Origin of the sequence: Bacillus sp. FSL M8-0063 (assembly GCF_038005545.1) — a bacterium.
Lineage (GTDB): Bacteria > Bacillota > Bacilli > Bacillales > Bacillaceae_G > Bacillus_A > Bacillus_A wiedmannii.
The window spans coordinates 170,183-192,500 of record NZ_JBBOTJ010000002.1; the positions used below are offsets into that span (position 1 = coordinate 170,183).

Annotated in this window: 25 protein-coding genes and 2 rRNA genes (1 of these 27 only partly in view); 1 reads left to right on the forward strand and 26 read right to left on the reverse strand. The window is 36.9% G+C overall.

Annotated features, from left to right (window positions below; all coding sequences use genetic code 11):
• Positions 1 to 85 precede the first annotated feature (85 nt).
• The 15 genes from MKX31_RS23415 to metG form a co-directional block, all read right to left on the reverse strand.
• A complete protein-coding gene (locus MKX31_RS23415) occupies positions 86 to 310 on the reverse strand; it encodes an anti-sigma-F factor Fin family protein (protein WP_000399441.1) in 225 nt (74 codons plus the stop codon).
• A gap of 70 nt (positions 311 to 380) precedes the next feature.
• On the reverse strand, positions 381 to 941 hold the full coding sequence (pth, locus tag MKX31_RS23420) for an aminoacyl-tRNA hydrolase (protein WP_078183735.1): 561 nt from the start codon (positions 939 to 941) through the stop codon (positions 381 to 383).
• Between the two features lie 72 nt (positions 942 to 1,013).
• Positions 1,014 to 1,967 carry a ribose-phosphate diphosphokinase gene (locus MKX31_RS23425; RefSeq protein WP_000107420.1) on the reverse strand — a complete coding sequence of 318 codons (954 nt, stop codon included), beginning with the start codon at positions 1,965 to 1,967 and terminating at the stop codon, positions 1,014 to 1,016.
• A gap of 18 nt (positions 1,968 to 1,985) precedes the next feature.
• Positions 1,986 to 3,365 carry a bifunctional UDP-N-acetylglucosamine diphosphorylase/glucosamine-1-phosphate N-acetyltransferase GlmU gene (gene glmU, locus MKX31_RS23430; RefSeq protein WP_064475154.1) on the reverse strand — a complete coding sequence of 460 codons (1,380 nt, stop codon included), beginning with the start codon at positions 3,363 to 3,365 and terminating at the stop codon, positions 1,986 to 1,988.
• Positions 3,366 to 3,688: 323 nt separating this feature from the next.
• A complete protein-coding gene (gene spoVG, locus MKX31_RS23435; RefSeq protein WP_000454042.1) occupies positions 3,689 to 3,982 on the reverse strand; it encodes a septation regulator SpoVG in 294 nt (97 codons plus the stop codon).
• 152 nt (positions 3,983 to 4,134) lie between these two features.
• Complete coding sequence (locus MKX31_RS23440) at positions 4,135 to 4,509, reverse strand: RidA family protein (RefSeq protein ID WP_000869826.1); 375 nt, start codon at positions 4,507 to 4,509, stop codon at positions 4,135 to 4,137.
• A gap of 124 nt (positions 4,510 to 4,633) precedes the next feature.
• A complete protein-coding gene (gene purR / locus MKX31_RS23445) occupies positions 4,634 to 5,482 on the reverse strand; it encodes a pur operon repressor (RefSeq protein ID WP_064475153.1) in 849 nt (282 codons plus the stop codon).
• Positions 5,483 to 5,536: 54 nt separating this feature from the next.
• Positions 5,537 to 6,406, reverse strand: a complete 870-nt coding sequence (gene ispE / locus MKX31_RS23450; RefSeq protein ID WP_000772096.1) for a 4-(cytidine 5'-diphospho)-2-C-methyl-D-erythritol kinase — start codon at positions 6,404 to 6,406, stop codon at positions 5,537 to 5,539.
• 196 nt (positions 6,407 to 6,602) lie between these two features.
• Entirely contained in the window at positions 6,603 to 6,782 is a 180-nt protein-coding gene (sspF, locus tag MKX31_RS23455; protein WP_001985066.1) for an acid-soluble spore protein SspF, read from the reverse strand.
• Positions 6,783 to 6,873: 91 nt separating this feature from the next.
• Entirely contained in the window at positions 6,874 to 7,134 is a 261-nt protein-coding gene (veg, locus tag MKX31_RS23460) for a biofilm formation stimulator Veg (protein ID WP_000044349.1), read from the reverse strand.
• A gap of 238 nt (positions 7,135 to 7,372) precedes the next feature.
• A complete protein-coding gene (yabG, locus tag MKX31_RS23465; RefSeq protein WP_064475152.1) occupies positions 7,373 to 8,236 on the reverse strand; it encodes a sporulation peptidase YabG in 864 nt (287 codons plus the stop codon).
• Between the two features lie 110 nt (positions 8,237 to 8,346).
• Positions 8,347 to 9,225, reverse strand: a complete 879-nt coding sequence (rsmA, locus tag MKX31_RS23470) for a 16S rRNA (adenine(1518)-N(6)/adenine(1519)-N(6))-dimethyltransferase RsmA (protein WP_064475151.1) — start codon at positions 9,223 to 9,225, stop codon at positions 8,347 to 8,349.
• Positions 9,222 to 9,779, reverse strand: coding sequence for a ribonuclease M5 (rnmV, locus tag MKX31_RS23475; RefSeq protein ID WP_000692830.1), 558 nt, complete (start codon positions 9,777 to 9,779; stop codon positions 9,222 to 9,224). The genes rsmA and rnmV overlap by 4 nt, the downstream gene beginning before the upstream one ends.
• A 194-nt stretch (positions 9,780 to 9,973) precedes the next feature.
• Positions 9,974 to 10,741, reverse strand: coding sequence for a TatD family hydrolase (locus MKX31_RS23480; RefSeq protein WP_340981598.1), 768 nt, complete (start codon positions 10,739 to 10,741; stop codon positions 9,974 to 9,976).
• 165 nt (positions 10,742 to 10,906) lie between these two features.
• Positions 10,907 to 12,889 (reverse strand): methionine--tRNA ligase, encoded by a 1,983-nt coding sequence (gene metG / locus MKX31_RS23485; RefSeq protein ID WP_088047078.1) that lies wholly within the window; start codon positions 12,887 to 12,889, stop codon positions 10,907 to 10,909.
• Between the two features lie 501 nt (positions 12,890 to 13,390).
• Here metG and MKX31_RS23490 point away from each other — a divergent pair.
• Entirely contained in the window at positions 13,391 to 13,675 is a 285-nt protein-coding gene (locus MKX31_RS23490) for an AbrB/MazE/SpoVT family DNA-binding domain-containing protein (protein WP_000843037.1), read from the forward strand.
• A gap of 20 nt (positions 13,676 to 13,695) precedes the next feature.
• Here MKX31_RS23490 and rsmI read toward each other — a convergent pair whose 3' ends face one another.
• The 11 genes from rsmI to MKX31_RS23545 form a co-directional block, all read right to left on the reverse strand.
• On the reverse strand, positions 13,696 to 14,571 hold the full coding sequence (gene rsmI / locus MKX31_RS23495; RefSeq protein WP_064475148.1) for a 16S rRNA (cytidine(1402)-2'-O)-methyltransferase: 876 nt from the start codon (positions 14,569 to 14,571) through the stop codon (positions 13,696 to 13,698).
• Entirely contained in the window at positions 14,540 to 14,830 is a 291-nt protein-coding gene (locus MKX31_RS23500; RefSeq protein ID WP_000414343.1) for a GIY-YIG nuclease family protein, read from the reverse strand. Before MKX31_RS23500 ends, rsmI begins: the two co-directional genes overlap by 32 nt.
• Entirely contained in the window at positions 14,817 to 15,557 is a 741-nt protein-coding gene (locus MKX31_RS23505) for a tRNA1(Val) (adenine(37)-N6)-methyltransferase (protein WP_060486369.1), read from the reverse strand. The genes MKX31_RS23500 and MKX31_RS23505 overlap by 14 nt, the downstream gene beginning before the upstream one ends.
• 120 nt (positions 15,558 to 15,677) lie before the next feature.
• Positions 15,678 to 16,031, reverse strand: coding sequence for a DNA replication initiation control protein YabA (gene yabA / locus MKX31_RS23510; protein ID WP_000412057.1), 354 nt, complete (start codon positions 16,029 to 16,031; stop codon positions 15,678 to 15,680).
• Positions 16,032 to 16,045: 14 nt separating this feature from the next.
• Positions 16,046 to 16,873: a PSP1 domain-containing protein gene (locus tag MKX31_RS23515; protein WP_000272429.1), complete on the reverse strand. Its 828-nt coding sequence runs from the start codon at positions 16,871 to 16,873 to the stop codon at positions 16,046 to 16,048.
• A gap of 5 nt (positions 16,874 to 16,878) precedes the next feature.
• Entirely contained in the window at positions 16,879 to 17,862 is a 984-nt protein-coding gene (gene holB / locus MKX31_RS23520; RefSeq protein WP_064475146.1) for a DNA polymerase III subunit delta', read from the reverse strand.
• Between the two features lie 35 nt (positions 17,863 to 17,897).
• Complete coding sequence (gene tmk, locus MKX31_RS23525; RefSeq protein WP_000677225.1) at positions 17,898 to 18,524, reverse strand: dTMP kinase; 627 nt, start codon at positions 18,522 to 18,524, stop codon at positions 17,898 to 17,900.
• Between the two features lies 1 nt (position 18,525).
• Complete coding sequence (locus MKX31_RS23530; RefSeq protein ID WP_340981599.1) at positions 18,526 to 19,947, reverse strand: aminotransferase class I/II-fold pyridoxal phosphate-dependent enzyme; 1,422 nt, start codon at positions 19,945 to 19,947, stop codon at positions 18,526 to 18,528.
• Between the two features lie 72 nt (positions 19,948 to 20,019).
• Positions 20,020 to 20,199: a sigma factor G inhibitor Gin gene (locus MKX31_RS23535; protein ID WP_064475144.1), complete on the reverse strand. Its 180-nt coding sequence runs from the start codon at positions 20,197 to 20,199 to the stop codon at positions 20,020 to 20,022.
• A 190-nt stretch (positions 20,200 to 20,389) separates the two neighbouring features.
• Positions 20,390 to 20,505 (reverse strand): 5S ribosomal RNA (rrf, locus tag MKX31_RS23540).
• Between the two features lie 49 nt (positions 20,506 to 20,554).
• Positions 20,555 to 22,318, reverse strand: a 23S ribosomal RNA gene (locus MKX31_RS23545); it runs 1,158 nt beyond the window's last position.

Sequence of the window (22,318 nt, forward strand, 5' to 3'; positions counted from 1 at the left end):
TAAAGAGCAAGCCACTATATTTTATGCAAATATTTTGGAAAAAGAAAACAGAAAAATGCTTTGGACATGCCAAAGCGACAACATTTTATTGCAGAAATTTTTCATATTCATAATACTCAGGATAAGATGCGAGCGTTTCTTGACACGATTCACAAATCGTTTTTATATATATATTTCCATTCTCATGAAAATGAATCATCTCTACTACTTCTTGCTCTGTTAGTTGAAATAAAACGTCGCTATACACTTTTTCTGCAGTAACGGAGCCTACATTACTCCCGCAATGTCTGCAATAATAATAACCTTCCATACTAGCCTCCTAAAAATCCAATTACTACTAGTATGGGTAAAAATAAGACAAAATATTCCCAATCATACCCTTAACTATTGAAGGTATTCATGATTTGAAGAAAAGGTTTATTTAACCATTCTTCACATGCATCCGCTGCTTTTTCAATAGAATGACTCACATCAGGAATTTCTTCCGATGTAAAACGTCCTAATACGTAATCTACTACCTTCATGCCATTTTTCGGACGATCAATTCCCATGCGGATACGTTGAAACTCTTGTGTTCCTAAATGTGAAATTGTTGATTTCACACCATTATGTCCACCAGCACTACCTTTCATACGAAGGCGTAATTTACCTACAGGGATGTCTAAATCATCGTACAGAACAACGAAGTCTTCAACATCAATTTTATAGTAATCCATGAGTGGTCGAATACTTTCCCCAGATAAATTCATATATGTAAGTGGCTTTAATAAGATTACTTTTTCTCCATTAACAAATCCTGCACCAAATATTCCTTTAAATTTTTGTTCATTCAAAGAAATATTCCAACGCTTTGCAAGTTCATCAATCGCCATAAATCCAATATTATGCCTTGTTAATTCATATTCTCTACCCGGGTTCCCAAGTCCTACTATCAATTTCATTCTTGTACCACTACTTTCTTTTTTCGATACGAAAAGACGTAACCAATCTTGGTTACGTCTCATTCTATCCAATTAATTGAATAATACACTTACAGATTCTTCTTCGTATACACGAATGATTGCTTCTCCGATTAGTGGAGCAACTGAAAGTTCATGTACTTTGTCGATTTTCTTCTCTTCTGGTAATACGATAGAGTTCGTTACAACTAACTCTTTAATATTTGAATTTTGGATACGCTCAATTGCTGGACCAGATAATACTGGGTGTGTACAGCAAGCATATACTTCAGAAGCACCGTTCTCAACAAGAGCGTTTGCTGCTAATGTAATTGTACCAGCTGTATCAATGATGTCATCAATTAAAATTGCTGTTTTACCTTCAATATTACCGATAATGTTCATTACCTCTGATACGTTCGGACGAGGGCGACGCTTATCAATAATAGCGATTGGTGCTTTTAGACGATCTGCCATTTTTCTAGCACGAGTTACCCCACCGTGGTCAGGTGACACGATTACGATATCTTTAAGACCTTTTGTTTCAAAGTAATCTGAAAGGATCGGCACACCCATTAGGTGGTCGATTGGGATATCAAAGAACCCTTGAATTTGTGGAGCATGTAAATCTAGAGTGATTACACGAGTTGCACCTGCTGTTTCAAGCAAGTTTGCTACAAGTTTCGATGTAATTGGTTCACGAGAACGCGCTTTACGGTCTTGACGCGCATAACCATAGTAAGGAATAACAATATTAATTGTTTTTGCAGATGCACGCTTTAATGCATCGATCATAATAAGTAATTCCATGATATGTTCGTTTACTGGGAAGCTTGTAGATTGAATAATGAATACATCGCAACCACGGATACTTTCTTCAATGTTAATTTGAACTTCTCCATCACTAAAACGATCAACAGAACATTTTCCTAGTCCTACTCCAATGTGCTTTGCAATTTGCTCAGCAAGTTCCTTATTAGAGTTTAAAGAGAATACTTTCAAATTAGAATTTAGATATTGAGTCGACATCTAGATTAACCCTCCACATTATGATTTTTTCTTATTCAGCAATTGATCAACATAGTCTTCTTTGTTAACTTGACGTGCACGTGCTACAGATAATGCTTTTGATGGAACATTCTCTGTAATTGTAGAGCCTGCTGCCACATAAGCACCATCTTCAACTGTTACAGGAGCAACAAGGTTTGAATTACATCCAATAAATACCCCGTTACCAATCACAGTTTTGAATTTATTCTTACCGTCATAGTTCACCGTAATTGAACCACAACCAAGATTCACGTCTTCTCCAACTTGTGCATCCCCGATATAACTTAAGTGTGAAGCTTTACTTCTATTACCAAAAACAGTTTTTTTGATTTCCACGAAGTTTCCAACGCGTACTTCATCTCCAATAACTGAATCTGGGCGAATATGTGCAAATGGACCAACCGATACTTCTGTACCAAGTTTACTATCATGTACAGTAGATTGACGAATTGTTGTACGATCTCCAATTTCACTATCGCGAATTACTGTATGCGGTCCAATTTCACAATCAGAACCAATTACAGTATTCCCCTCAATAATTGTTCCTGGATGAAGAACTGTATCACTACCGATAATCGCATCAGCAGAAATATACGTGTTACTTGGATCAATAATTGTAACACCATTTACCATGTTCTTTCGGTTGATACGGTTTTTCATAATAATTTCCGCTTGCGATAGAGCGACTCTGTCGTTAACACCTAACGTTTCATCGAAGTGCTCTGTTTGATAAGCTGATACGATATGACCTTCATTTTTTAAAATCTCAATAACATCTGGCAGGTAATATTCACCTTGTACGTTATCATTTGAAACTTTAGAAAGTGAGGCGAATAAAGCTTTATTATCAAAACAATACGTACCTGTATTGATTTCTTTAATAGCTAATTCTTTCTCATTTGCATCCTTATGCTCAACAATCTTTTCAACATGACCATTCTCATTACGAACGATACGACCATATCCAGCAGGTTCTTCTATGTAAGCTGTTAGCACCGTTGCCATTGCCCCTGCCTCTTTATGTTGCTGAAGCAATGATTCCATCGTTTCAGCAGTTATTAGCGGCGTATCACCACAAATAACTAAAGTTGTTCCTTCTTCGTTTGCAAGTACACTTGCAGCTTGATCTACAGCATGTGCTGTACCAAGTTGTTCTGCTTGTAATGCAAACTCACTTACGTTTCCTAGCTGTTCTTGTACCATTTCAGCACCATGTCCTACGACTGTTACAAGTTTCTGCAATCCTAATTGCGTTACTTGATCGACAACATGTTGTACCATAGGTTTTCCACATACAGGATGAAGCACTTTGTATAGCTTAGACTTCATACGTGTGCCTTTGCCTGCAGCTAGAATCACTGCAAATCTGTTTGACATATAGACCCTCCATCGCAACCTATTTATCCATTAACGATATTATCCTAAATCATCATATATTTCAAGAAACACATTTTAACTATTAAATTTTACCATAATTCTTATACGATGTTTTACTCTTTAGTATCTTTTTTAAGAAATAAGCTATACTATTTAAAATGATTTTGAAAAAATTAGAAGTTTTCCTCTTCACTTTAAAGAATTCAGAATTTTCCGTGCGAAAAATAGATAAAACCACAAAAAAAACAAACCCCTGTAAATGCTTACAGGAGTTTGTTGCAAAATTATAGGGATTTCTTTAAAAAGCCCTTTTCATTCGAATTTTACGAAGCACCCGCTTCTTCAAACTCAACCTCTTCTAACTCGCCTAAACGATGATACTCTGTTAAAACCGCATCTTGAATTTTAGAGCGTGTATTAGAATTAATTGGATGTGCAATGTCACGGAATTCTCCATCTGGAGTACGTTTACTTGGCATTGCTACAAATAATCCATTATTACCATCAATTACACGAATATCATGAACAACAAATTCATGGTCTAGAGTAATAGAGGCAATTGCTCTCATGCGGCCTTCTGTGTTTACGCGGCGTAATCTTACGTCAGTCACTTCCATCTTGTGTTCACCACCCTTTTCTAAATAAGCGATATATTTGTATAAATTCCACAAATTTTCTATTTTCCCTTTAATTTTTTAAAAATTTTTAAGATAAAAATTTTTAATGTAATTGAATATAGAGATTAGTGGAGGTTATCGCTTACAAAAGATTACTTAACTAGGGCAATTACTTCGATTTCAATCGAAACATCTTTCGGTAATTTTGCTACTTGCACACAAGAACGCGCTGGCTTATGAGTAGAGAAATAAGAGCCGTATACTTCATTAACAGCATTAAAATCATCCATATCTTTTAAGAATACTGTTGTTTTTACTACTGTATCAAATGAAGCACCTGCTTCTTCTAATACCGCTTGTAAATTTTGAAATACTTGCTCTGTTTGTACTGTCACGTCTCCTGCTACAAGCTCTCCACTTGCAGTTAACGGAATTTGTCCTGAACTGTAAAACATATTATTTACAATAATCCCTTGTGAATATGGTCCAATTGCTTGTGGTGCATTGCTTGTTTGAACAACTTTCATATTTTTTCACCCTTTTATTATTTATTTTTACTCTTTAAAAATAGTGCACGAAAAGCAGTTTGTCCATCTATTTTATAATTTATAAATAGAATAAAAAAAAGATAAAGCGATCTGCTTTACCTTTTTACTCAGCCTCTACAAGCCCTTCATCAAATGGTGCCAGTGAATAATTTCCCTTTTCCACTTGAATCGCTTTTTCTTTCACATCAACTTCTGATAGACGAATTAATGATACAAAATTATTAATTAGTCGTTCTTCAATATCCGTGGATTCTACTAATACACCAATACCAACAACATTAGCCTTAAACTCTTCTAACATACTCATCATACCTTGAATTGTCCCGCCAGCTTTCATAAAGTCATCAATAATTAAAACATTTGATCCCTCTGGAAGGCTACGCTTTGCTAACGTCATTGTTTGAATTCGCTTAGAAGAACCTGATACATAGTTAATACTAACAGTTGGACCTTCTGTTACCTTATTATCTTTCCTTGCAATTACTACCGGTACATCTAAGTAATTTGCCACCGCATAAGCAAGTGGAATCCCCTTCGTTGCCACCGTCATAACCGCATCAATTGGTTGCCTAGCAAAAACAGAAGCAAACAAACGACCTGCGCCATTAATATGGCGAGGATTACTTAAAAGATCTGTCATATATAAGTAACCACCAGGCAAAATACGACCTGGATTTTCAAATAAGCTACAAAGCTCACTAATAATTAGATCTGCCTCTTCCTCACTTATATATGGTATATATTTCACTCCTCCTGCTGCTCCTGGTACCGTTTGCAATGTGCCGACCCCTTGTTGTTCAAACGTTTGCTTAATAATAACTAAATCTTCACTAATGGAAGACTTAGCTGATTGATACCTTTCAGCAAAAAAAGTGAGAGAAACTAGCTGACGAGGGTTTTGTAACAAGTAATACGTCATATCGACTAATCTTGTACTTCGTCTAATTTTCATACTCTCACCTCAAATCACGAATATTCTAAACAAATCATAACGTATTATACGTCTTTATTCAAGCGTTTCTCGCTCTCCTAATAAACGTACTGCGTATACTTGTTCACAAAATCCTTTTAATCCATTATATATACGATGCATTCGCGAATCATGGTGCACAAGACCAAATACAGTTGGGCCACTTCCACTCATTAATACGGCATCCGCCCCAAATCGCTTCATCTGTGCCTTAATACGTGCAACTTCAGGATGCATCGCAAACGTTACATCTTCTAAAACATTACCAACAGTATCACAAATCCCTTTGTAGTCCCCAGCATTTATGACGTTAACCATTTTATCTACATTTGGATGTGTAACTCGATTTAACTTTAAATTTCCATACACATCAGCAGTAGATACACCAATATGGGGTTTCGCCAAAATAACCCAACAAGAAGGCGGAGTTTTTATGTGCTCAATTTGCTCTCCTCTTCCAGTGGCAATTGCTGTCCCACCATATACACAAAACGATACATCTGATCCAATTTTTGCGCCAAGCTCTGCTAACTGATCAATTGTAAGCCCTAAATTCCATAATTTATTAAGGCCACGTAATGTCGCTGCTGCATCACTACTTCCACCTGCTAATCCAGCTGCTACTGGAATCGTTTTTTCAATAGTAATAGATACGCCTTTTTTCACATTAAACTTCTCTTTTAATAATTTCGCTGCTTGATAAGCTAAATTTCTTTGGTCGTCTGGGACATACCGATTATGGGATAAAATTTCAATACGGTCTTCTGCTAATTCCATTAGTTCTAAACGATCCGCTAAATCAATTGTTGTCATAATCATTTTCACTTCATGATATCCGTCTTGTCTTTTTCCCAGTACATCTAACGACAGATTAATCTTTGCTGGTGCTTTCACTAGTAGCTTCAATCTATTCACCCACTCTATGTACTCAATCTTTTATCGTTTATTTTACCATAAATTTATAGTAAGACGATGACACTTCCCTAATTATAACGAAAAGCATTCAGAATGAAACTACTTATGTAAAATGATGGCATCTTTTCGAGTACAAAAAGCCGAGGAATCACTCCTCGGCTACCGTAGCATAGAAAGTATCTTACAACTACTGGTTTTGTTTCATTAATTGCTGTTCTGCAATTTCTATAGCACGTTTCACCATGTTACCAGCATCTTTCGCACGAATTCCGCCCCAGCCTTCTTTCTGAACAACATCATAAAAGCCTAGCTCTTTTGCAAGCTCTTCTTTAAATTGATTTGACATGACACCTCTTCGTCTACTCAATGCAGAGTCCCTCCTTATTTTGCTACGGTATAATTAGTATGCAAAATAATATAGCTTTTCATTTGTGGGAATATATGTAACGATACATGAATTATAAAATTACTTCATTATGAGGTTCACCATAAAATGTTAACTCTACTGTCTCTGTTAAAACATCCGCATAGCTATATGATACACGTTGCAACGCATCTTCTTGCTGATCCAATTGTACAACAAAAACAGAACGGTACGTTTCTGCAAGTACACCTGATTGTTCTACTGTTTTTCTTCTCCCACTATTTGCCTTTAACATCAGTCTCTGTCCAAGATGGTGATCTAATTCGCTTTTAATTTCATCTAAACGTTTTGACATATACTTCGTTACACCTCGCTGTAATTTAGATTGAACACTTAAAACACGATATATCTATCCCAATTATTAACCGCAACTCACAGACAATATCGTTATAAAAGCATCATGCGTTCAAATAGATAGAAGAAATACTATATTGTAAAAGTATCATTATGTAGTCTGCGCGTTCTTGTCTCTTTTTATCCAAGCTGATTTAAATCCTTTCCATACAAAAAAGCAAGATACATATGTACCTTGCTTATTCTTCATAATGTTGAAAGGGTAATCCAGTTCGTAAAATCCCCTTCGTCTCAATCCCGCCAAGTCCCTTTTCGCCGGTAATCGTATTACGTACAACATCCCATACATTTACTCTTTCCATAAACGACGTAAAACTAATTTTACCAACCACATATACAGGATCTAGTGCGTGAATATTAATTCTAGATGGTGAACTAGCAAAATTAGCACCCGCTCGAATTAATGCTTCAAAGTGTGATTGGCATGCCCCGGCAAAAATAACGAGTTGATCCAATGATGGATATTTTTTTCTCACTTCTCGAACAGCCTGTACAAAATGCCTTGAATGTCTATATGCTGCTAAATCTCCCTTTACCCCTTTTGATTTTGTATATGCATCGTGCCCCGTAATAACTAAAATGTCCGGACGAAAATGATCTATTAAATCTACTACCTTTTCATGCATCTCTGTTTCTTTACAATGAATACCTTGTACAGGAACACCAATTTTATTATATAAGTCTAAGCACTTGCGCAAATATAACGGGTCCCCATCTATATGCAATACACGTCCTGGCATTTGAAAATAATTCACCTCACTTGTATATCCACCCGTTGAAGTGTGTTCATGCCTTTGTTTCATTAATACATAATCTTGTTGAAACAAACGATACGTACGCTCCATCGTTTCTTTCTCACGCTTCGCTCTTTTTTTATGCTCTCGTTGATCTATACTAATTAAATCTTCAAGTGGTGCATCTGCCACCAGTCTAATTTCCTCTCCAAATAATATAGCTATCTCGCCTTTTATTTCTATAATACGAAAAAGGATATCCCTATTATGAGAATATCGTTCCACTAATTCTCCAACATGTAAAGCCATTCTCCTACCTCCAAACTCGTTAGGCCATCTTACCTGTTTTTAAAGTATGAATGTAGGAGCGGAAAGGTGACAAAAGGGACAGTTCAAGTTGAACTGTCCCTTTTCTATTCTTATGACAATTTATGAAGAACTAATGCATTACTTAATGTTGCAAACTCCTCGATAGATAGCGTTTCGCCTCTTCGTTTTGGATCAATTCCTACTTCTGTTAAAATTCGATCCAACAACTCTTTATCTTTCGGGAAACCGTTTAAATTATTTGATAAATTATTCATTAAAGTTTTACGACGCTGTGCAAAACTTGCTCGTACTACTTCAAAGAAGAATGTCTCATCTGTTACTTCTACAACTGGTTTCGGGCGCTTTAGGAGACGAATAATCGCAGAATCAACATTTGGTTGTGGCACAAACACTGTACGTGGTACAGTCATAACTGTTTCTACCTCTGTATAATACTGAATAGCAATGGATAAAGAACCATACTCTTTCGTTCCAGGTTTAGCAGCTAAACGATCTCCAACTTCTTTTTGCATCATAACAACAAATCCACGAACCGGTAATTTCTCTTCCAGCAATTTAAATAAAATTGGCGTTGTAATATAGTACGGTAAGTTCGCTACTACCATTACATCTTGCCCTTCCTCAAATTGCTCACTAAACACCTCATGTACATCTGCCTTTAGTACGTCTTTATTTATAACTGTAACGTTGTTATATGGAGCTAACGTCTCATCTAAAATCGGTAATAATCTCTGATCAATTTCAAAAGCCACTACTTTTTTAGCACGCTTCGCTAATTGTTCTGTTAACGCACCGATACCTGGTCCAATTTCAATTGCACCACTTTCTGAACCAATTTCAGCGTGATCGACAATACGATTTAATACGTTCGTATCAATTAAAAAATTTTGTCCTAAACTTTTTTTGAATGAAAATCCATACTTTTCAACAATGTCTTTCGTACGATTTGGCGTTGCGATATCCTTCATTTTCTTTCCTCCTGTATGACTTGCTTATAAGCTTCTGCAAACGATTCTTTTGAAACTTGAAACATTTGTAAACGTTTATGTAACTGTTTTGCGTTTGTATAACCAATCTTTAATAGCTTACCCATTCTTTCTCTGCGACTCTTTGCCATTTCTCCGCCCACTAAGCCTGCATCGACTAAATCGCTCCAACTAATTTCACTTGTGTAAGCTTCCATTTCTTCATGTATATTCTCTAAAGCACGGCGAATTGATTCATTAGAAGCATGTTCAATCCCGACACCCTTTTTCCTTTTGGCAAGTGCTTCTTCCTTCGGTAAAAAGGCATGTTTACATCCAGGCACCTTATCAGAAATAATTTTTCGAATACGCTCTCCAGGATAATCCGGATCTGTGAAAATAATAACGCCCCGTTTTTGCAGCGCTAATTTAACTTGCTCAATAACATGATCACCGATTGCTGAACCGTTCGTTTCAATTGTATCCGCATCAACAGCACGCTTAATCGCAACTGTATCATCTTTACCTTCTACAACGATAATCTCTTTAATTTTCATGCTTGCCTCCACACTCGTTTCGTCTCTACTTAGTAAAACAAAAAAATGACGACTTTTCCATTATTATTTTCCCCATTCTTACATTTTAAAAAATAGAATGTCCAAAACTTTGTTCTCTCTTCTTATTGTAACACTTCCTCATTCGCCCTTATTTTTTCACAAAAATAAAAAAGAATGGGTTCTCCCACTCCTTTTTATTCAACACCAAATAAAGCTTTTGCATTTTTTGTTGTTATTTCTGCTACTTCCTCATAAGAAATTCCATTTAAATTCGCAATTTCTTCTGCTACGAGTTTTACATAACTTGGTTCATTTCGTTTTCCTCGAAATGGATGTGGTGTTAAATATGGACAATCCGTCTCTATTAACAATTTCTCTAATGGAATCTCCATAGCAACTTCTTTCGGTTTCTTAGCATTTTTAAATGTAACTGGTCCGCCTAACGAAATTAAAAAGTTCATATCAACACATCGCTCTGCTACTTCTACGCTGCCACTAAAACAATGCATAATACCTCCCACTTCAGCTGCATTCTCTTCTTCTAGAATATCAACAATATCTTGAGTTGCATCGCGGTTGTGTATAATAATCGGCAATTTCACCTTTTTGGCTAATGCAATTTGTTTACGGAATACTTCCTTCTGTATTTCTTTTGGAGACTTATCCCAATGATAATCTAATCCCATCTCTCCAAGTGCAACGACTTTAGGATGAGAAGCAAGTTCTTCTAACCAAGCTAGATGTTCTTCTGTCATGTCGATTGCATCAACTGGATGCCATCCAACCGCAGCGTAAATAAAATCATAAGTTTCAGCTAATTCAATCGCCTTTTTTATCGTTACTTCATCAAAACCAACAACAACTGTATAGGTAACTCCAGCTTCTTTCATTCGTGCAATAACCTCTTGCAAATCTTCTTCAAATTGCTCTGCATTCAAATGTGAATGTGTATCAAACAACATAATACATAGCTCCTTTTATATTGAAATCAAGTTTATTCTAAAAAATAAGCTCTTTAATAACTTAACGATAACAATACTATAATTTTAATGCAAAAGTAGAGAATGTAAAAAGAAAAAAGACGCTTCACACATGTTACACGTGAAACATCTCTTTTCTTGTCTTAATTACTTGATTTTCGTACCGTTTGGTAGATTTTGGTCGATTGATGCTAATGACAACACGCCATTCTCTTCACCCGCTAAAATCATACCTTGTGATAATTCACCGCGTAATTTTACAGGTTTTAAGTTTGTTACACAAATAACCTTTTTACCTTTTAGGTCTTCCGGCGAATAGAATTTTGCAATTCCTGAAACAACTTGACGCTTTTCTGTACCTAAATCCAGCTGAATTTTTAACAACTTATCTGCTTTTTTCACAGGTTCAGCTGATAGTACTTCAGCTACGCGTAATTCTACTTTAAAGAAATCATCAATTGTAATTTCTTCTGCTTTCGGTTCTTCTTCTTTTTTCTCTTCTACTTTAGGAGCAGAGCTTTTCATTTGTTCTTTAATGTAGCCTACTTCTACTTCCATTTCTAAACGAGGGAAAATCGGGTTTCCTTTTTCTACTTTTGTTCCAGCTGGAATACAGCCAATTGTAGATAGGCTTCCCCAAGATTTATGTGCCTCTTCAGTAAGTCCAAGTTGAGCAAACATCTTACTTGGTGCTACCGTTAAGAACGGCATAAGCATAATACCTGTTTGACGAAGTACTTCTGCTAAGTGAGCCATTACAGAAGCTAATTTTTCACGATCATTCTCATCTTTCGCTAATACCCACGGTTGTGTTTCATCAATATATTTATTTGCACGGCTAACCAATTGCCAAATTGAGCTTAGCGCTACAGAGAATTCCATATTCTCCATTGCCTCTTCTACTTTTTTCAATGTATCTTTTGCAAACGTTACTAACGTTTCATCGAATTCCGTTACATCTGCTTTAAATGCAGGGATTTCTCCGTTAAAGTACTTATCAATCATAGCTACTGTACGATTTAATAAGTTACCTAAGTCATTTGCTAAATCGAAATTAATGCGCTCCACAAATCCTTCTGGTGTGAATACACCATCAGATCCGAATGGAACTTCACGAAGTAAGTAATAACGTAATGCATCTAATCCGTAACGATCGATTAAAGTAACTGGATCTACTACGTTTCCTTTTGACTTACTCATCTTTCCATCCTTCATTAAAATCCAACCATGAGCAAAGATTTTTTTCGGAAGAGGTAAATCTAATGCCATTAAAATGATTGGCCAATAAATTGTATGGAAACGAACGATTTCTTTTCCAACTAAATGCACATCAGCTGGCCAGAATTTCTTATACATCTCTTCATTTTCTGTTCCATAACCTAATGCTGTAATGTAGTTAGATAATGCGTCAACCCATACGTAAATAACGTGTTTCGGGTTACCTGGAACACGAACTCCCCAGTCAAATGAAGTACGAGAAACAGCTAAATCTTCTAAGCCCGGTTTAATGAAGTTATTAATCATCTCATTCTTACGAGACTCTGGCTGAATGAAATGTGGATTATCTTCATAGAATTTTAATAGTCTGTCGACATATTTACCCATTCTAAAGAAATACGATTCTTCACGAACAAGTTCTACATCATGACCACTATCTGGGCTTTTTCCTCCAACTACTTTTTCACCTTCCATAATTGGATCTACTAATTGATGTTCTGTATAGAATGTTTCATCTTGTACAGAATACCAACCTTCATATTCATCAAGATAAATATCACCTTGATCTACTAGTTGCTTGAAGATTTTTTCAACAACATCTTTATGACGATCTTCAGTTGTACGAATAAAATCATCATAAGAGATATCCATCTTCTCCCAAAGCTCTTTGATTCCTGCAACAATGTTATCCACATATGCTTGTGGTGTAACATTTAATTCTTCTGCTTTCTTTTGGATCTTCTGTCCATGCTCATCAGTTCCTGTTAAATAATGAACATTATATCCTTGCATACGCTTATATCGTGCCATCGCATCTCCTGCTACTGTTGTATAAGCATGTCCAATGTGTAATTTTCCACTTGGATAATAAATTGGGGTAGTAATATAAAAGGATTTGTTTTCCTTTGTCATTGTTTTGGACCTCCCGGATAACCTCATATGTATTTATAAATAGTATATCAAAAACTTATATATAAAGTGAAACTTTAATCTGTGGGGGTTTTGTTCACTCCCGCGGATTATTAACCCGCACCAATCCGACTCCAACTTAACTTCTTTGCTCCAGCCAAATTTTAAATTTAGAATCTTACTGCTTGTTAATGCGGGATAAAAACGAGTTAATACTTAATATCTTTATCATCTATTGCTCATATTTCAAGAAAATATACAGTCCTTACTTACAATCTATAAATTTTTCTGAAAATAAAGTGAAATAATAGTAGAAATTACTCTCATTCTATTATATATAAGAAGTAAGAAATCTATAAATCTTTTTAAAAAATATAGAATTAAAGAATTGACGGAAATGTAAATGATTGGTATCATATGTCCATAGGGTATTTTGTCGAAAAATGACGAATCTAGAAAATAGACTCGAAACTTATAAACTATTTCTTTAGGAGGAAAAGAATTATGAAATCTACTGGTATCGTTCGTAAAGTTGATGAATTAGGTCGTGTAGTAATTCCAATCGAATTACGCCGTACTTTAGGTATTGCAGAAAAGGATGCTCTTGAAATCTACGTTGATGACGAGAAAATCATCTTAAAAAAATATAAGCCAAACATGACTTGCCAAGTAACTGGTGAAGTATCTGATGGTAACCTATCTTTAGCTGAAGGTAAAATTATCTTAAGCAAAGAAGGCGCTGAGCAAGTCTTAAACGAACTTCAAGATTATATCGAAACAGCAAAATAAGCTTCTCAATTATGAGAAGCTTATTTTTTATCGACATGATAGATTTGATATACATCGCGTTTCGACAAATCTCGATCTTTAGCGACTGTTTTTATTGCCTCTTTTGAATTCATACCTTTTTCGTTTATATAATGTTCAATATGATCATATATCGAAATAGATTCCCACCATTGTTCTTCTGGGGCAGGTTCTTCCGTTGAACCAGCTACTAAAATACAAAACTCGCCACGAACTTCATTTTGTTTCGTCCACTCAATTGCTTCCTCAACTGTTCCACGAATAAATTCCTCGAATTTTTTCGTTAACTCTCGACATAATACAATTTCTCTATTTCCCAACACTTCTTGCATCGAGATTAAAGTATCATCTAAACGATGGGGCGCTTCATAAAACATCATTGTAGTTTGTACATAACGAAGCTTCTCTAACTCCATTTTTCTTTCTTTTTTATTTCTTTGTAAAAATCCATAGAAATAAAATTGTTTTGTTTCAAGACCTGATGCAATTAATGCTGTAAGGGCTGCATTTGCCCCAGGAAGCGGGATAACATGATACTGTTCTGCTACAGCCTCTACAACAATATCGTAACCTGGATCGGAAATACACGGCATACCAGCATCACTAACAAGTGCTACAGTCTTTCCTTCGTCTAACTTCCCTAATATTTTCTTCCCACTTACTTCCTTATTGTGCTCATGGTAACTCATAACAGGGGTTTCAATTTCGAAATAATTACAAAGTTTTTTCGTTTGTCTCGTATCTTCAGCAGCAATTAAATCAGCTTCTTTTAAAATTCGGATTGCACGAAATGTCATATCTTCTAAATTTCCAATAGGAGTTGGTACTAAATATAAAACTCCCTTTTCATTTTGTTGAAAGCTTTTTTGTTGCCACATAGCGTTCTCCTTTTTGCATATATTCTTCTTTTTGTTTTCTATTTAACTGCTTAAAATAATACTCTGCTTGCATAGCTGTACGCTTATCTTCATGAAATTCTATGTATTTTAAAACAACAGGAAGTCTAGCACGCGTATACCTAGCCCCTTTTCCACTATTATGGGTCTGAATCCGCTTCTCTATATGATTTGTATATCCAGCATAATAACTTCCGTCAGAGCACTCTACTACATAAAAACAATGCTTATTCTTCTCCATATAAAATTGAACGAATCTCCTTTGTATATTCATTATTTTCTTCATATACAAAAAGAGGGGGCAATATTTTCAAATCTGCGTTTCCATCCTTAATTCCTTCAATTAACAATGTATTCGCTTCTTTCCCTGCCTTAGGATAAACAAATCGTACACGCTTTGGTTCAATTTTGTATTTACGCATTAATGTAACAATATCTAGTAAACGACCTGGACGATGTACAAATGCTACTTTCCCACCTTGCTTTACTAATTGACTACTTGCAGATACAACATCCTCTAATGTACACATAATTTCATGACGAGCTATCGCTAAATGTTCATTCATATTTTTCTCAGAAGTTGCAGGTGTTTGAAAATAAGGGGGATTACATGTGACTACATCATATTGATGACGTCCAAGTTTCTCCGGCATATCTTTCAAATCCCCATGTATTAAGTGAATTCTTTCTTCTAACTTATTGTATTGAACGCTTCTGATTCCCATATCATATAAACGTTCTTGAATTTCTACACCTGTAATGTTTCCCTTTGTTCTTGTACTTAATAAAAGGGGGACAACTGCGTTACCTGTACACAAATCAAGTACATTACCTTTTTGAATCGGTACCCAAGCAAAGTCTGCAAGTAAAACAGCATCTAACGAGAAATTGAATACTGATGGGCTTTGTACAATCTTCATATCTTGCGCTAATAAGTAATCTAAACGTTCATCTTCATATAAATTCATATGTTACTCCTTTTCTTACACTTAACCTACCCTATTTCATCTTCTACTAATAAAAAACATATTTCATTCTACTCTCATGTATAAAAAATTACCTTTCCAATTATCATTGGAAAGGTAATTTCACTTTTTATTTAAAAATGACAGGCAGAATAAACAATCTCCCTCTTTACGTACACTTCCATAATGCAGATTACAAATATGAAAACCTTCTTGATATAGCCTTGCTAAATTATCGTAGCCTTCGCCAATATCAGTTGTCTTCGGCTTCACTTCTTTACGTTTTTGAGTTTTTTGTTTTTCTTTAATCTGCACTTCTTCAAAGCGGTGTCGCAAATTTTCATTTTCCATTTTTATATGTTGGTTCTCTTCCAACAACTCTGCAAGATGTTGTTTTAATTCTCCCAACTGTTTGTATAAATGTCCAATTTGCTCTTCCATACTAGAAACCGATGCAAAAATATCTTTTTTCTCCACAAGCACCCACCTCATTAATCTGTGGTTTGACTCGAAACGACCCCTTTATTCACTAACTCATCTAACGTATATTCTACTATCCGTTCCTTGTCTACTAGTTCCACTTGAATTAATCTTTCTAAAATATTTAATCCGATAACACGGCCAGTACCATGCGGGGTTTGTATACGTTGATCTAAATCAGGAAGTTGTTCCTTTGCTGCCTCATATTCATCATTCTCATATTTTAAGCAACACATTAAGCGACCACATAAACCAGAGATTTTTGCAGGATTTAATGATAAATTTTGATCCTTTGCCATCTTAATGGATACAGGTTCAAAATCTCCTAAAAAAGTAGAACAACAAAGCATACGACCACACGGACCAATACCACCAAGCATCTTCGCTTCATCACGAACACCAATTTGTCTTAGTTCAATTCTTGTCCTAAAAATTGCCGCTAAGTCCTTCACTAGTTCGCGGAAATCAATCCGACCATCCGCAGTAAAGTAGAAAATAATCTTATTGCGATCGAACGTATACTCTACATCTACAAGTTTCATATCAAGATTATGCTCTACTACCTTTTGCTGACAAACTTGATATGCTTCTTTCGCAGCATGTTTGTTCTCTTCAACAATGGTACGATCATTTTCATTTGCAATACGAATAACCTTTTTTAGCGGTAATACAACGTCGTTTTCATCAACTTGCTTTTTGGTAATAACTACTTTTCCGTACTCAATACCTCTTACTGTTTCTACAATTACAAACTCATTTTCAGAGATATCGAACTGATTCGGATCGAAGTAATACACCTTTCCGGCCTTCTTAAAGCGAACACCTACTACATCATACAAAACGGTCATCCCTCCTGCAACCGCAACACTAACTGTTCGAACACAAGCTGCGCATTTACATTAGCGTTGATTCTATTTTTTGCCTCTAATATATTAAAGAGAGCTGATACAATGCGCTTCTGAGCATAGGAGAAAGATTCAAACAACTCTTTCTGCTCATGAAAAACAAGACGATCTTCTTCTCCAAGTTGAACATATAATAAATCCTTATAAATAAGGAGCAACATATCTAAACCTTGCTGTAATTGTTCTTTCTCTCCAAAGTGTTTTCCCCATTTTTCTTGTACAAAAAAAATAGAGGCTTTATCCTTTTCGAGCGCTTCACATAATTTTATCACTAAAGCTCGTGCTTGTGCAAACCATTCATCACTACATAAAGCTAAAGCTTCATCAAAACTATTCGTGAGTTGCGCAGCAAGTGTCGATAAAGATGCCGTAATACCTTCATCCTGTAATCTTCTAATTAAAGATTCCGTAGGTAACGGTCTAAATGTAACAACTTGACAGCGAGATAAAATCGTATTTAAAATTTGATGACTTTGTTCAGTAAGTAAAATAGCTGTTGTATCACTACTTGGTTCTTCTAAAAATTTTAAAAGTGTATTCGCTGCATTTGCTGTCATACGATCTGCGTGCTCAATAATATATACTTTTTTATTTGCTTCTAATCCTGTTTTTGAAAACTCTTCTTGTAAATCATGAATTTGCTGCTTCTTAATAGATAATCCGTCTGGTTTTACAATATGTAAGTTAGGGTGGTTACCTGAATCAATTCGCTTACAATTTGTACATACATGACAAGGCTCTACCCCATTCCGCCCAGAACATAGGAAACTCTTTGCCATTTGAATTGCCGTTGCAAACTTTCCAGTCCCTTTCCCTCCCTCTAACAAGTAAGCGTGGGATATACGCTCTTTTGCAATGCTATTCATCAACATTTTTACACCGATGGGTTGTATAGCAGAAAGCTGCTCCCACGTCTTCGTCATAATACATACCTCACTTATTTCATTCTTTCCTTCTATTATAACAATTTATCTTCTATAATCTGAACAACTTCTTCTATAAGTTTTTCCATTGGTTGATCAGCATTTACCAATACAATACGATCTGAGAAACGTTCTACAACTTGTAAATACCCTTCACGGACACGTTTATGGAAAGAGATATCTTCCATATCTAATCGATTCACTTCACGTCCTGCATCTTTTTCAATGCGAGCTAAACCAATCTCTGGTTCAATGTCTAGGTAAATCGTTAAACTAGGCATACAGTCCTCTGTTGCGAAACGATTTATTTCAAATACTTTATCCATACCTAACCCTCTTGCATATCCTTGATACGCTAAAGAGCTGTCTATAAAACGATCACATAATACAAGGTAGTCCTCGTTAAGTGCCGGCATAACCTTTTCCACCAAATGTTGTCTACGTGCAGCAGCATACAGAAGCGCCTCTGTACGTGCTTCCATCATCGTATATTCTTGTTTATGTAAAATTGTTCTAATATCCTCTGAAATTGCAATACCACCTGGTTCTCTCGTCGCCATTACCTTTTGTTCTTTTTGTTCAAAGTACGGCAATAAACTTTTAATTAACGTTGTTTTACCCGAACCTTCTGGACCTTCAATTGTTACAAATAATCCCTTCATTCTAAAACCTACTTTCTATATCATACACTTTCATATATTTCGTGCTACCTTGAAAACGAGCGCCTGATTGCTCTAAATACATAATTTGCTCTTTATGTTCTGAAGTAATTCTTTCCCCATACATAATTAATGGAATTCCAGGTGGGTACGGAATTACCATTTCTGCCGCTATCATCCCAACTGCTTCTTCTACAGATACTACTTTTGTTTCATATCCTTCCAGTTGTTTATATGTATACGGTAAAGGAGAAAATTCTCCTTTATAAGTATAACGAATAGATTCCTTCTTGTCTTTCACCTCATAATATTGCAATGCCCCTCGGATCATCTCTATAGCCTTCATATATTCCTTATTTACTTGCAAGGGCAAAATAAATAGGACATTATATGGATCCGCCATTTCTGTATATATACCGACCTTTTCAAATACAGACTGTAATTCGTATCCTGATAACTGACAACGTGTCTGTACAGTAACCTTTAACTCATCTTGTAATGGATACTGTAAAATAGCTATTTGTGGAATAGAACACAATTCGTCTTTAAATCCCCGTAAAAACTCGACAATTTCATCATGTCCCTTTTCTTTTATACGTGCTATTGTAAAACGTGCAATATCAAGAGAAGTCATAATTGGATACGATGGACTACTAGATTGTAGCATACTTAAATAGGTAGAAACTTTTTCTTCTTTCACTAAGCGACTATTTATATGTAAATAGGATCCCATTGTCATCGCGGGTAATGTTTTATGTGCAGAATGAACTACAATATCTGCACCATATGCTAATGCTGACTTTGGAAATGCCCCTCCTAAACAAAAATGGGCTCCATGTGCTTCATCTACTAAAACGGAGATTTTATGTGCATGTGCATAAGCGATGCTTGCCTCTAGATCCATCCCCATTCCATAATAATTAGGATGCGTTAAAATGAGTGCTTTAGCATTTGGATATTTTTCAATTGCTTCCTTAATAATTTCATCATGAATTCCCACTGGTACATTATAAGCTTCATCAATCCATGGATCTAAAAAAATTGGATTTGCGCCCGCTAATTTTAAACCATTAATAATTGATTTATGACAATTTCTTTGTACAAGAACAATATCATGTTCCCCACAACAAGACAAAATCATTGCTAGATTCCCTACTGTTGAACCATTAATTAAAAAATAACTTTTTTTCACTCCATATACATCAGCTAATAACTGTTGTGCCTCATCTATACATTCAAACGGACTATGTAAATCATCTAATCCTGACAACTCAGTTACATCGATAGATAGTATATCTTTAAACTCCCCTACAGCTTCCTGAGGGAAGTTTAAACCATTTTTATGACCTGGAACATGAAAGGATAACGGCCCTCTTTCTTTAAACTCTGTTAATGCCTCATATAAAGGTATGCGATTTTGATTCATCTATATCTCTTCCTTATTATTTCATTCTCCCTCTATTATACAGAACAAAAAAAATAATAGGCATATGCCTATTTAAAAATATGATACTTCTAATTTCCGAAGCTGCTTTAAATAATATATATACTTCGGATCATTTGTCTCCGTATTCACCATATCCTTTTCACATTCATAACATATTAAATTATTATAAACATATATCCCTTCTTTTCTTTCTGTCTCACAAACAATACAAACTTCATTTTGTACTTTCATAACCTTCCCTCCCTATTCAAATGGACATATTTTATACTTCTATTCCTTAACAATTTTCAGAAAAATATACATCCATCTCTTATATAATATGATTAACCCTTGGGCAACGTGTTTGTATTACCATTACTTCTTTTTTCGTACTGTTTGAAAACAGAAAAAAACACAAGTCAAAAGACTTGTGTTTTTAATTGCTTGGCGACGTCCTACTCTCACAGGGACAAGGTCCCAACTACCATCGGCGCTAGAGAGCTTAACTTCCGTGTTCGGTATGGGAACGGGTGTGACCTCTCTGCCATCATCACCAAACTATGAAGGCATATTCCTTCAAAACTAGATAACATTTGCTACATATTATATGGTTAAGTCCTCGATCTATTAGTATTCGTCAGCTCCACATGTCACCATGCTTCCACCTCGAACCTATCAACCTGATCATCTTTCAGGGATCTTACTAGCTTACGCTATGGGAAATCTCATCTTGAGGGGGGCTTCATGCTTAGATGCTTTCAGCACTTATCCCTTCCGCACATAGCTACCCAGCTATGCCCTTGGCAGAACAACTGGTACACCAGCGGTGCGTCCATCCCGGTCCTCTCGTACTAAGGACAGCTCCTCTCAAATTTCCTACGCCCACGACGGATAGGGACCGAACTGTCTCACGACGTTCTGAACCCAGCTCGCGTACCGCTTTAATGGGCGAACAGCCCAACCCTTGGGACCGACTACAGCCCCAGGATGCGATGAGCCGACATCGAGGTGCCAAACCTCCCCGTCGATGTGGACTCTTGGGGGAGATAAGCCTGTTATCCCCGGGGTAGCTTTTATCCGTTGAGCGATGGCCCTTCCATGCGGAACCACCGGATCACTAAGCCCGACTTTCGTCCCTGCTCGACTTGTAGGTCTCGCAGTCAAGCTCCCTTATGCCTTTGCACTCTACGAATGATTTCCAACCATTCTGAGGGAACCTTTGGGCGCCTCCGTTACACTTTAGGAGGCGACCGCCCCAGTCAAACTGCCCACCTGACACTGTCTCCCGGGTCGATAAGACCCGTAGGTTAGAATTTCAATACATTCAGGGCGGTATCCCACCAGCGCCTCCACCGAAGCTAGCGCTCCGGTTTCAATGGCTCCCGCCTATCCTGTACAAAATGTACCAAAATTCAATATCAGGCTACAGTAAAGCTCCACGGGGTCTTTCCGTCCTGTCGCGGGTAACCTGCATCTTCACAGGTACTATAATTTCACCGAGTCTCTGGTTGAGACAGTGCCCAAATCGTTACACCTTTCGTGCGGGTCGGAACTTACCCGACAAGGAATTTCGCTACCTTAGGACCGTTATAGTTACGGCCGCCGTTTACTGGGGCTTCAGTTCAGAGCTTCGCTTACGCTAACCCCTCTCCTTAACCTTCCAGCACCGGGCAGGTGTCAGCCCCTATACTTCGCCTTACGGCTTCGCAGAGACCTGTGTTTTTGCTAAACAGTCGCTTGGGCCTATTCACTGCGGCTTTCCGTTAAGAAAGCACCCCTTCTCCCGAAGTTACGGGGTCATTTTGCCGAGTTCCTTAACCAGAGTTCTCTCGCACACCTTAGGATTCTCTCCTCGCCTACCTGTGTCGGTTTGCGGTACAGGCACCTTTTATCTCGCTAGAAGCTTTTCTTGGCAGCGGGGAATCAAAGACTTCGCTCCATAAGGAGCTTCCCCATCACAGCTCAGCCTTCACGATAAGCGGATTTGCCTACTTATCAGCCTAACTGCTTGGACGTGCACAACCAATCGCACGCTTCTTCTATCCTTCTGCGTCCCTCCATTGCTCAAACGATAAAGAGGTGGTACAGGAATATCAACCTGTTGTCCATCGCCTACGCCTGTCGGCCTCGGCTTAGGTCCTGACTAACCCTGAGCGGACGAGCCTTCCTCAGGAAACCTTAGGCATTCGGTGGACGGGATTCTCACCCGTCTTTCGCTACTCATACCGGCATTCTCACTTCTAAGCGCTCCACCAGTCCTTCCGGTCTGACTTCACTGCACTTAGAACGCTCCCCTACCACTGATACCATTGGTATCAATTCGCAGCTTCGGTGGTGTATTTAGCCCCGGTACATTTTCGGCGCAGAGTCA